At 68.9% G+C, this 10,179-nt stretch carries 11 protein-coding genes, 1 tRNA gene and 1 pseudogene; 6 read left to right on the forward strand and 7 right to left on the reverse strand.

Going from position 1 to position 10,179, the window contains the following annotated elements; translation table 11 throughout:
- Nucleotides 1-49: 49 nt before the first annotated feature.
- The 5 genes from AB0305_RS21330 to AB0305_RS21350 form a co-directional block, all read right to left on the reverse strand.
- A complete protein-coding gene (locus AB0305_RS21330) occupies nucleotides 50-1,177 on the reverse strand; it encodes an aromatic acid exporter family protein (RefSeq protein WP_364137356.1) in 1,128 nt (375 codons plus the stop codon).
- A 111-nt stretch (nucleotides 1,178-1,288) separates the two neighbouring features.
- Entirely contained in the window at nucleotides 1,289-2,473 is a 1,185-nt protein-coding gene (locus tag AB0305_RS21335) for a serine hydrolase domain-containing protein (protein WP_364137354.1), read from the reverse strand.
- Between the two features lie 2 nt (nucleotides 2,474-2,475).
- On the reverse strand, nucleotides 2,476-3,540 hold the full coding sequence (locus tag AB0305_RS21340; protein WP_290257861.1) for a glutathione S-transferase family protein: 1,065 nt from the start codon (nucleotides 3,538-3,540) through the stop codon (nucleotides 2,476-2,478).
- A 39-nt stretch (nucleotides 3,541-3,579) separates the two neighbouring features.
- Nucleotides 3,580-4,383, reverse strand: a complete 804-nt coding sequence (locus AB0305_RS21345) for a M50 family metallopeptidase (RefSeq protein WP_364137352.1) — start codon at nucleotides 4,381-4,383, stop codon at nucleotides 3,580-3,582.
- A gap of 7 nt (nucleotides 4,384-4,390) precedes the next feature.
- Nucleotides 4,391-4,744 (reverse strand): TraR/DksA family transcriptional regulator, encoded by a 354-nt coding sequence (locus AB0305_RS21350; RefSeq protein WP_366173967.1) that lies wholly within the window; start codon nucleotides 4,742-4,744, stop codon nucleotides 4,391-4,393.
- 129 nt (nucleotides 4,745-4,873) lie between these two features.
- Between AB0305_RS21350 and AB0305_RS21355 the strand changes: the two genes are divergently transcribed.
- Nucleotides 4,874-5,353 (forward strand): hemerythrin domain-containing protein, encoded by a 480-nt coding sequence (locus AB0305_RS21355; protein WP_364137348.1) that lies wholly within the window; start codon nucleotides 4,874-4,876, stop codon nucleotides 5,351-5,353.
- A 145-nt stretch (nucleotides 5,354-5,498) separates the two neighbouring features.
- Nucleotides 5,499-6,131 (forward strand): GNAT family protein, encoded by a 633-nt coding sequence (locus AB0305_RS21360; RefSeq protein WP_364137346.1) that lies wholly within the window; start codon nucleotides 5,499-5,501, stop codon nucleotides 6,129-6,131.
- 173 nt (nucleotides 6,132-6,304) lie between these two features.
- Here AB0305_RS21360 and AB0305_RS21365 read toward each other — a convergent pair.
- Nucleotides 6,305-6,387, reverse strand: a tRNA-Leu gene (locus AB0305_RS21365).
- 151 nt (nucleotides 6,388-6,538) lie between these two features.
- On the opposite strand from AB0305_RS21365, the gene AB0305_RS21370 reads away from it, so the two are divergent.
- Together AB0305_RS21370 and AB0305_RS21375 are read left to right on the forward strand one after the other, a co-directional pair.
- Entirely contained in the window at nucleotides 6,539-7,843 is a 1,305-nt protein-coding gene (locus tag AB0305_RS21370) for a M20/M25/M40 family metallo-hydrolase (RefSeq protein WP_364137344.1), read from the forward strand.
- Between the two features lie 38 nt (nucleotides 7,844-7,881).
- Complete coding sequence (locus tag AB0305_RS21375) at nucleotides 7,882-9,042, forward strand: acyl-CoA dehydrogenase family protein (RefSeq protein ID WP_364137342.1); 1,161 nt, start codon at nucleotides 7,882-7,884, stop codon at nucleotides 9,040-9,042.
- A gap of 36 nt (nucleotides 9,043-9,078) precedes the next feature.
- Here the strand turns inward: AB0305_RS21375 and AB0305_RS21380 are convergent, their stop codons facing one another.
- Nucleotides 9,079-9,312 carry a DUF5703 family protein gene (locus AB0305_RS21380; protein WP_290257854.1) on the reverse strand — a complete coding sequence of 78 codons (234 nt, stop codon included), beginning with the start codon at nucleotides 9,310-9,312 and terminating at the stop codon, nucleotides 9,079-9,081.
- Nucleotides 9,313-9,351: 39 nt separating this feature from the next.
- Between AB0305_RS21380 and AB0305_RS21385 the strand changes: the two genes are divergently transcribed.
- Together AB0305_RS21385 and AB0305_RS21390 are read left to right on the forward strand one after the other, a co-directional pair.
- Nucleotides 9,352-9,627, forward strand: a complete 276-nt coding sequence (locus AB0305_RS21385) for a hypothetical protein (RefSeq protein ID WP_290257853.1) — start codon at nucleotides 9,352-9,354, stop codon at nucleotides 9,625-9,627.
- A gap of 95 nt (nucleotides 9,628-9,722) precedes the next feature.
- Nucleotides 9,723-10,179: pseudogene (locus AB0305_RS21390) on the forward strand (hypothetical protein); the annotation flags it as partial.

Below are 10,179 nucleotides of genomic sequence, written 5' to 3' on the forward strand. Positions count from 1 at the left end.
CCCCCACCTCGGGGACGGCCGCCGTCGTTCGTTAAGGGCTCCCGGGCACTTAGTCCCGGGCGGAGGACTTAACTACCCGCAGCATGCGGTGCAGGCTGAGCAGAACGGACTCGACGGCGTTCGGGGCCCCGGGGGTGTGGTCGCCGTCGGAGACCTGTTGCGTCAGCGTGTCTACGGCGGCGTTGGCCTCGGCGATGCGCTCGGCCTGCCGTTCGCAGTCCTCCTCTTCCGTGGACCGGAGGACGTCGCCCACGCGGGCCATGGCGGCGGCGAGCGGTGCTTCCTGGCCGGACGGGATCACGAACGGGTGATCGCTGGCCCAGATGACGTCGGAGAGGACCTGGGTGACGTCCTGGATGTGGAAGGTCAGCCGTTCGAGGTCCCGCAGGTCGCGGTAGTCCGCGTCCACGTCGCGGGGGTGCAGCCGGCGCCGCGGATTGGCGCGCCGGCTCGCGTCCGCCTTCTGCACCGCGGCGCGGACGGAGCGGGTGTGGGCGGCGAGCGCATCGGAGCGGCGGGCCCAGTCCTCGTGTTCGGGCGGCCAGTTCTCCTCCAGCGCCGTCGCCATGTCCCACAGCTGCCGGGCCAGGGCCAGCCGCAGTTCGGCGAGGCTCAGGGCGGCGGCCTTGAAGTGCAGGGGCGGGAAGACCAGCAGGTTCACCACGATCCCCACGGTCACGCCGACGCCCATTTGGACCAGGTAGCCGAAGGAGAAGCTGTCCGGGTTGTGGCCGCCCACCAGCAGCACGAGCAGCGCCGCCGTCGGAATCCAGTCGCTGCCCGAACCGATCTTCGGCAGGCCGGCCAGGACCACGCCAAGGCCCATCACCAGGGCAACGGTGAACGGGGACGGCTGGCCGAGGCTGAAAAGCATGAAGGCCAGGCCAATGCCGATCGCCAGGCCCACGAGGGTCTGCACCCCCTGGCGCATCGAACCCGACACGTTCTCATACATGGCCACGAGGGCGCCCAGCGGAGCGTAGTACGGGTAGTCCGCGGCGGAGCCGGGCATGAACGGTGCGATGGCGAAGGCGATACCCGCGGCCAACGCCGCCTTGATGGCCAGCTGCAGCCGCGGCCACAGCAGGGCCGCGGACACGCTGGCCCGCACCGCGCGAAGCGCCTTGTCGAACCGGGAGGGGTGGCTCGCGCCGTCGGTATTCTCGTCACTAGCCATCCGGCCCACCCTAGGGTCCGGGGCGGCCTGCGACAACTGGACTAATCGTCGTCGCGGCCGGAACCGCCGGCGCCGGGGCGGGCTCCACCCTGGGATTCCAGGTCGGCGGCCTTACACGTCGGCGGAGGCGCAGGCCTTCCGGATCGCCGCGGACAACCGCTGTGCCCTGCCGTTGGTGCGGCCCTCCTCGGCGCGGTGCGGGACATAGCCGAAGCCGATCCCGTAAGCCGGGTCCGCGTAGCCGAGGGCTGCGTTGGCGCCCTCGTGCCCGAACGCGAGGGCGCTGCCGAAGTCGCGCTCCGGCTGCGGTTTCATGAAGACGACGGCGAACGCGTTGCTTTGCGCCGAGCAGCGGTCCAGTCCCCACACCTGTTCCTCTGCCATGATGCCGACCGTGGCGGGGGTGAGGAAGGCCGGGCCGCCTTCGACGCCGGTGAGCGCCGCGGCGTAGAGGCGGGCCAGCCCGTCCGCGGAGCCCACGCCACCGGCGCTGCTCATGCCGCCGGCGCGGATGGTGCGGTGGTTGGGAAGCTCCATGATGGTGCTCACCGGCGCGTTGCTGGTGATCCCCTCCAGGCTGAACGGGTCCGCCGGCGGCTCTTCGTCATAGGGGACGTCCACGTAGCGGGGTTCCTGGTCCTCGGGAAGGCCCAGGAAGAAGTCCACGCCGTGGGGCCGCCGGATCCGTTCGTCGAAGAGTTCCTGCAGGCTGGTCCCCGTCACGCGGCGGCAGAGTTCCTCCATCAGGATCCCGATGGTGAGGGCGTGGTAGCCGAAGGCCGTCCCGGGCCGCCAGAGCGGCGCCTCGGCGGCGAGGCGCCGCCCGCCCTCCGCCGTCGGGAAATCGGCCAGCGTCAAGCCGCCGCGGATTCCCGGGACCCCGGCCTGGTGCGAGAGGGCCTGGCGGACGGTGAGCGTGTCTTTGCCGTGCGCCCCGAAGTCCGGCCAGTAGCTGACCATCGGTGCGTCCAGGTCCAGGACACCGTCCTGGACCAGCAGGGCGATGACCAGTGCGCCCGCGCCCTTGGAGCACGAGTAGGTGCCGGTGATGCTGTCGGCGGCCAGTCCCGGCCCGCCGCTTAGCCCGAGGACCCTGGTGCCGTGCCGGTAGACGGCCAGCTGGGCGCTGTAGGCGGGGTCTGCGGCCAGGAACGTGTCGAAGAGCTCCCGGACGGCCGCGAACTCCGGCGCGGCGTGGCCAGTTGAAGCGGAAGAGCCGGATGTCGAGGCGTTAGCTGACGGGTTACCGGATGGGGGCGCGGTGGGTGAAGGGAAACTGGGGCGTTGTTCCGCCACGGTCAGGCCGCGCCGTGGCCCGGGGCGACCTCTTCGCCGGCCTTGACGGGTCCCGGTGGCGTGCCGTTGCCGAACGGGCGGCCGCCCAGGGCCTCCCGGCCGTGCGGGGTCAGCCAGACGGAGGTGTCCGGTCCCTTCGGCACGATTCCGGTGGGGTTGATGTCCTCGTGAACGATGTAGTAGTGCTGCTTGATCTGGACGAAGTCCGTGGTGTCGCCGAACCCGGGGGTCTGGAAAAGGTCGCGGGCGTAGCCCCACAGGGCCGGCATCTCGCTCAGCTTCTGCCGGTTGCACTTGAAGTGGCCGTGGTAGACGGCGTCGAAGCGGGCCAGCGTGGTGAAGAGCCGGACATCCGCCTCGGTGATGGTGTCTCCCACCAGGTAGCGCTGGCCCGTAAGGCGCTCCTCGAGCCAGTCCAGGGCGGTCCAGAGCCGGTCGTAGGCGGCGTCGTAGGCCTCCTGGGAGCCGGCGAACCCGCAGCGGTAGACGCCGTTGTTGACCTCGGTGAAGACGCGCTTGTTGACTGCGTCGATCTCCTCCCGGAGGGCTTCCGGGTAGAGGTCCGGAGCGCCGTCGCGGTGGAACTCGGTCCACTCGGTGGAGAAGTCCAGGGTGATCTGCGGGAAGTTGTTCGTGACCACCCCGCCGCTCGGAATGTCCACGATCGCGGGGACGGTGATGCCGCGCGGGTAGTCCGGGAAGCGGCGGAAGTAGGCGTCCTGGATCCGTTCGATGCCGAGCACCGGGTCCTTGCCGTCCGGGTCCAGGTCGAAGGTCCAGGAGCGGGAGTCGTGGGTGGGTCCGGGCTGGCCCAGGGAGATGACGTCCTCGAGCCCCAGGAGGCGGCGGACGATGACCGTGCGGTTCGCCCAGGGGCACGCCCGGGCGGCGATCAGCCGGTAGCGGCCCGCCTCCACCGGCCAGCCCGGTTCGCCGTTGGCGCCGGGGGCACCGTCACGGGTAATCCGGTCCTCGATGTAGTTGGTGTCCCGGGTGAACTCTGCCCCTCCGGTGACATAGGCGCCCTTCGTGCTGAAGGCCTGGTTCGTCGTCGTGTCTTCGCTCATGCCCCCAGCCTAAGCCCGGGAGCACCGCGTTCCGGCAGCCTAGCCGGGCAGCGCCGCCAGCACCGGACCCATGGGCTGCCAGGCGGCCCACCACGCCGCCGCGACGACCACCGCGAAAAGCACCAGCCACACGGGCGCCGGGATGCGGGTGGCGCGCGCCAGCAGGTACGCGTCCGACGTCGACAGCCGGCTGCGGTGCCGGGTGTGGACAGCGGCAAGCTTGCCGAGGTCCCGGACTGAGGCGACCAGCAGGGCCAGCCCCAGCCCGATCATCACGTGGCCAATGAGGGACGGGGGAACGAAGAGCACCAGCAACACCGCGGCCAGGACGGCCACCGCGGTGATCAGGATGCCGATCCCGTTGCGGAGGAAGAGGAAGGAAGCAATCAGGATCAGGGTCCCCACCGACATCGCGGCCGGACCCCAGCCGGTGAACCCGCAGCACACCATGGCGGCGCCCACCACAGCGGGGACCGGGTAGCCCCAGAACGTGGACCACACGGCGGCGAGCGGCCGGCGGCTGTAGCTGGTGGTGGTGCCGGAGTGATCCAGGCTCAACCGGATGCCGCCGAGCCGCTGCCCGGTCATCAGCGCGGCGAACGCGTGGCCGAGTTCGTGGGTGACGGTCGCCAGCAGGCCGAAGTAACGCCAGCTGGCCCGGGGGATGGAGACGGCGACGGCGACGCCGATCACCAGCCACAGTTCGGTGGCGGTCACGACGGGGGAGGGGGCGTGGCCGAACCCGGCGATGATGCGGTCCCACCAGGTCCCGGCGGCGTCGGCTGCCGTCAGGTTCAACTGGGGGTTCAGTAAGGGGGCGGCAGCGGCGGCTGTCGGGTGCATAAAGGGGCTAGGCCTTTCCGGAGGAATGGTTGATGCAGTACGGAGTCCACGGCCGGGCCTCGAGCCGGCCCTCGGCGATGGGGCCGCCGCAGACTTCGCAGATTCCGTAGCGGCCCTCGTCCATCCGCAGCAGCGCGGCCTCGATCTGGGCGAGGCTTTCGCGGCTCTGCGCCATGAGGGCCGAGGCCTGGGAGAGCTCGAAGGCGATGGTCGAACCCTCGGGGTCGTGCTCGTCGTCGACGTTCGCATCCTGCCGGGCCGCGTTGACGGAGCTGATGTCCCGGCGCAGTGCCGGGAGTAAAGCCAGTTTGCGGTCCCGCTCCTCGGTCAGGAGGCGCCGGAAGTGTTCGAGGTCAACCATAGGCAGTAACGCTAGCGCGGCCGGCCGGGAACAACCCAAACACGGGCCCAACGGTCCTGTCCTCCGCGCGGGCGCCGGACCTACAGTGGGCGCACCGTCCCGGATCGTCCTACCGGAGAGGGAGATGCCATGACCACCGACGACGACGCGGCCCTCGCTGCCGTCACCGCCCACCACGCCGGGATGCACCGGCGCCTGGAGAAGCTCACGGAGGCTCTCATCCATGCGGTGGCTTCCGGGGACACGGTAGGGGAGCACGAGGCACATGCCGTCCTGGTCGAATGGTGTGAGGACGAGCTCCTCCCGCACGCGCTCGCAGAGGAGGACGCACTGTACGCGGGGGCGGCTGCGCTGCCGGAGGGGACGCTGCTGGTCGACGGGATGCTCGCGGAGCATCGGGTGATCGTCGGCCTGCTGGAGGAGCTGAGGGCCGCCCACGGCGTGGCGGCCGCCGTCGTCGCCGGTGCCCTGCAGCGCGTCTTCTCGTTGCACCTGGACAAGGAAAACCGGCTCCTGCTGCCGTTGATCGCCGCCACTCCGGGCCTCAGCCTGGCCCGCAGCGCCGCGGGCCTGCACGAGCTGCTCGGCGAGGCTCACGGGGCCACCTGAAACCCTCACCGGAGGGTCCGCCAGCGTGTCGTTGCGCACGGTGCCACCGGGGTGATAATTTCTCTTGCCGCCGCAATTCTGCACATAAAAAACGGCCTTCGACACCATCCTCCCCGTCGCTTCACCGCGCACGAGAAAGGCCGCAATGGCGCTGCTCATCCCCGACACTCTGCCGAGCCTGGAAACAGTCTCCGGCAGGTTCGTCCTTGCACCGTTTACCGCACTGGACATCGAGCCCCTGGCCCGGCTCCTCGGCCAGGAGGTGATCTGGTCACAGGGCTTCAGCGACAGCGAGGCCCGGCCCGTGGGGGATGCGGAACTGACCGCCTTCGTGGAACGCCGGTTCTCCGGACTGCAGATCTTCTCGGTGTACCAGAAGCTGCCCGAGGGCCAGTCGCGGTTCGTCGGCACCACGGGCATCACTTCATACGACGGCGGCACCGAGTGCGTGAAGATCGGCCGCACTGTGCTGGATCCGCAGCTGTGGGGTGCCAAGGTCAACCACGAGGTCAAGATCACGTTGCTGGACTGGCTGTTCTCCTGCGGTGCGGGGCGGATCGAGTGCGACGTCGATGCACGCAACCAGCGTTCCCTCTCCTCCCTGGTGCGCTTTGGCTTCACGGCCGAGGGCACCCGGCGCCGGTCCTCCCGCAACCTTGACGGGCTGTGGCGCGACTTCGTCATCCTGTCGCTGCTGACCGAGGAGTGGCCCGGCCTGCGGCCCCGCGTGCTGGCCGCGCTGTCCGGTCAGGACGCGGCGGGGTTGCTGGGGGTCTAGGGGTTCTGGGCGCCTGTGGGCCGTGGCCCGTCGGCCCGAAGGCCGCGCACGCGAGGGTGCGCGGCCTTTTCCATGCCCTGACACTGTCGTTGCACCGGGCTCTCATGTTTGCCGCCGTGTTAAACAAAGAAATGCCCCGGAATTCGCAGTGAATTCCGGGACATTTCCCTTTGTGCGCGGAGGGGGACTTGAACCCCCACCCCCTTTCGAGGACTAGCACCTCAAGCTAGCGCGTCTGCCATTCCGCCACCCGCGCAGGTGGTATTTCCGGGAAGATTTCCGCCTCTCAGCGTTTTGCTTTTCTCGGAAGCAGCGAGAAAGACTCTAGCACGGGGATTCGGAAAACAAATAATCGGGGCTTGTGGGTAGGCTGAACGGAGCACTGAGCCACTGCCACGAGGAGCGAGATGACGAACATTCGGCCCGAAGATGAAGTCGTCCGGATCTGCCAGGAGCTGATCCGGATCGACACCTCGAACTACGGTGACGGATCCGGTCCGGGCGAGCGGGCCGCGGCCGAATACACCGCCGGCCTCATCTCCGAGGTAGGGCTGGAAGCCGAGATCTTCGAGTCCGCCCCGGGCCGCGCCAATGTCGTCACCCGCATGGCCGGCGAGGATCCCTCCGCGTCCGCCCTGGTGGTGCACGGCCACCTCGACGTCGTGCCTGCCCTGCGCGAGCAGTGGTCCGTGGACCCGTTCGGTGCCGAGCTCAAGGATGGCCTGATCTGGGGCCGCGGCGCCGTGGACATGAAGGACATGGACGCCATGATCCTCTCGGTCCTTCGAGACTTTGCCCGCACCGGCCGCAAACCCAAGCGCGACATCATCTTCGCGTTCTTCGCCGACGAGGAGGCCGGCGGCGCGTACGGCGCCCGCTACGCCGTCGACAACCGCCCCGAACTCTTCGAGGGCGCCACCGAGGCGATCTCCGAGGTGGGCGGTTTCTCTGCCACCATCGGCGGCCAGCGCACCTACCTGCTGCAGACCGCCGAGAAGGGCATCTCCTGGCTGCGCCTCGTGGCCCACGGACGCGCGGGCCACGGCTCGCAGATCAACACGGACAACGCCGTGACCCGGCTGGCCGCCGCCGTCACCCGGATCGGCGAATACCGCTGGCCGATTGAGCTGACGCCCACCACCCGCCAGTTCCTCGATGGCGTCACCGAGCTCACCGGCGTCGAATTCGATCCCGACGATCCGGACAAGATCCTCAAGGAACTCGGCACCGTGGCCCGCTTCGTCGGCGCGACGCTGCAGAACACCACCAACCCCACCCTGCTCAAGGGCGGCTACAAGCACAATGTCATCCCCGAGTCGGCCGAGGCCCTGGTGGACTGCCGCACGCTGCCCGGCCAGCAGGACCAGGTCCTCGAGATCGTCCGCGAACTCGCCGGCACCGGCGTTGACGTCAGCTACGTCCACAACGACGTCTCCCTGGAGGTCCCGTTCGCCGGGAACCTGGTGGATTCCATGATCGATGCGCTGCACTCCGAGGACCCGGGCGCGAAGGTGCTGCCGTACACGCTCTCCGGCGGCACGGACAACAAGTCGCTGAGCCGGCTGGGGATCACCGGCTACGGCTTCGCGCCGCTGATGCTGCCGGACGAGCTGGACTTCACCGGCATGTTCCACGGCGTCGACGAGCGCGTGCCGGCTGATTCGCTGAAATTCGGCGCGCGAGTGCTGAACACCCTGCTGACCAACTACTAAACGCCACCGCCGCCCCCGACAGAAGGCCACTGCACGCCATGACACCCGAAGACATCCTCCCCGACGCGCTGCTGGAAAGGATCCGCGCCCGGGCGGCCGGCTACGACCGCGACAACGCCTTCTTCACCGAAGACCTGCAGGACCTGGCCGACGCCGGGTACTTGAAGATCTTCGTGCCGGCGTCCGACGGCGGGCTGGGACTCGGGTTGTCGGGGGCGGCGCAACTGCAGCGGCGGCTCGCGACGGCGGCACCGGCGACCGCACTGGCGATCAACATGCACCTGGTGTGGACCGGCGTCGCCCACGTCCTGGCCGCCCGCGGGGATTCCTCCCTGGACTTCATCCTGAAGGAGGCGGCGCAGGGGGAGATCTTCGCGTTCGGGAACTCGGAGGCCGGCAACGACTCCGTGCTCTTCGACTCCCGCACCGAGGCCGCCCCTCAGCCCGATGGCGGCTACGCCTTCACCGGGCGGAAGATCTTCACCAGCCTCTCGCCGGCCTGGACCCGGCTGGGGATCTTCGGCAAGGACGCCTCGGCCCGGGACGGCGAGGGCGAACTGGTGCATGGTTTCATCCACCGGGATACGCCCGGCTACCGGATCCTTTCCGACTGGGACACGCTGGGAATGCGCGCCAGCCAGTCCAACACCACGCTGCTCGAGGGCGCCGTGGTGCCGCCGGAGCGGATTTTCCGGAAGCTGCCGGTGGGACCCAACGCGGACCCGCTGATTTTCGCCATTTTCGCCTGTTTCGAAACGCTCCTCGCGGCCGTGTACACCGGCCTGGGGGAGCGCGCGCTGCAGTTGGGCGTGGAGGCGGTCAAGCGGCGCACCTCGTACAAGAACGGCGGCCGCAGCTACGCCCAGGACCCGGACATCCGTTGGAAGGTCGCGGAGGCGGCGATGGCCATGGATGCCCTCTACCCCTACCTCGCCACGGTGGCGGCCGACGTCGACGCCCTCGCGGACCACGGCGGCCAGTGGTTCCCCAAGCTGGTGGGAGTCAAGGTGCGTGCCACGGAGACCGCCCGCACGGTGGTGGACCTGGCGATCCGCGTTTCGGGCGGGTCCAGCTACTTCCGCGGCTCGGAGCTGGAGCGGCTCTACCGGGACGTGCTGGCCGGGATGTTCCACCCGTCCGACGACGAGTCGGCGCACAACACGGTGGCGAACTCGTGGCTGGGACCGGTGGAGGAATAGCAGGTTCCTTGGGGGCCGCTTAGGGGTTTTTGGGGTCTAGACGGTCCGCTGGACCTGGATGACCTTGCGGCGGAGCCAGAAGCGCCGGCTCCCGCCGACGTAGAGGACGCTGCGCTCCAATTCCCACTTGCCGTATTCGGAGTGGGCGGCCAGCAGGCGGCGCGCCTCGGGCAGGGAATCCTCAGGGCTGACCGTCAGTACGAGGTATTCGTACTGCCGTGCGTAGTCCCGTTCCCGACGGACCGAGCTGTTCAGAAAATGTTCCCTCATCGCTCTCCATTTTCGTCTTTTTCGGGCTAACGTGAAGTCATGAGCATCGATCCGCGTGTCGCGCTTCAGTCACTCACTTCCGCTTTGGAGGAGCATCTGGCCGCCGCAGCGTCGAAGCGCAGCGACGGTGATCCGGCGGTGGAGGCAGCGTTTTTTGCCGTTGCCGATGCTTTTGAAGTCTACGACGACTCCCTCTACGAAGCGTACGGCGAAGTCACACCGTTGGAGGTCCTCGACGAGGACGATGACGAGGATGACGACGACGAGCGTGAGGCCGTCGACGACGAGGAAGACCTCGAGCTCCTCCAGGACTAGGGGAGCCCCTTAGCTCATTTAGCCGGTTCCGCCGGTTCCGCCCTTTTTCGCGGTCAGCGGCCCATAATGTCAGACCCCCTTGGCATTGTTAGTGCATGGGAACTCCCTCGGCGCTTTCGCTTCTTCCGGCTTACCGGCCGGTCGCTGGCGGGTGCGGCGGTATTACGTTGGGGGATATCGCCGCCTCGCTGCGGGAGGCCTGCACGTCTGCGGTCGACGACGCCGGTGTCCTGGGTTTCACTGAGGCGGCGGCTTTCGCCGGGGACGTGGAGGAACTCGCCCGGGCGGTGGAGTTCTTGCAGGTTGTTGCGGCGGGCGCGGTCGACCGGACGCGAACCCAGGCCGCCGCGGCCGATGATTGTGATCGCTCAAAGCCTGGGCCGGTGGGTGACGGGTATCGGCGGACCACGGACTTCCTGCGGGACCGCCTACGGATCAGCGCCGCCGAGGCGCACCGCCGCCTCTGCCTTGCCGGGGAACTTCTGCCCCGGGTTGGGCTGACCGGCCAGCCGATCCCGGCCGTTCACGGGGAACTGGCCGCGGCGTTCGCGG

This window comes from Arthrobacter sp. NPDC080086 (assembly GCF_040702285.1).

What these genes read in the sequence shown, in the direction of transcription:
- AB0305_RS21330 (WP_364137356.1), bottom strand. Translation starts at nt 1,177, where the DNA reads ATGGCTAGTGACGAGAATACCGACGGCGCGAGCCACCCCTCCCGGTTC.
- AB0305_RS21340 (WP_290257861.1), bottom strand. Translation starts at nt 3,540, where the DNA reads ATGAGCGAAGACACGACGACGAACCAGGCCTTCAGCACGAAGGGCGCC.
- AB0305_RS21345 (WP_364137352.1), bottom strand. Translation starts at nt 4,383, where the DNA reads ATGCACCCGACAGCCGCCGCTGCCGCCCCCTTACTGAACCCCCAGTTG.
- AB0305_RS21350 (WP_366173967.1), bottom strand. Translation starts at nt 4,744, where the DNA reads ATGGTTGACCTCGAACACTTCCGGCGCCTCCTGACCGAGGAGCGGGAC.
- AB0305_RS21355 (WP_364137348.1), top strand. Translation starts at nt 4,874, where the DNA reads ATGACCACCGACGACGACGCGGCCCTCGCTGCCGTCACCGCCCACCAC.
- AB0305_RS21360 (WP_364137346.1), top strand. Translation starts at nt 5,499, where the DNA reads ATGGCGCTGCTCATCCCCGACACTCTGCCGAGCCTGGAAACAGTCTCC.
- AB0305_RS21370 (WP_364137344.1), top strand. Translation starts at nt 6,539, where the DNA reads ATGACGAACATTCGGCCCGAAGATGAAGTCGTCCGGATCTGCCAGGAG.
- AB0305_RS21375 (WP_364137342.1), top strand. Translation starts at nt 7,882, where the DNA reads ATGACACCCGAAGACATCCTCCCCGACGCGCTGCTGGAAAGGATCCGC.
- AB0305_RS21380 (WP_290257854.1), bottom strand. Translation starts at nt 9,312, where the DNA reads ATGAGGGAACATTTTCTGAACAGCTCGGTCCGTCGGGAACGGGACTAC.
- AB0305_RS21385 (WP_290257853.1), top strand. Translation starts at nt 9,352, where the DNA reads ATGAGCATCGATCCGCGTGTCGCGCTTCAGTCACTCACTTCCGCTTTG.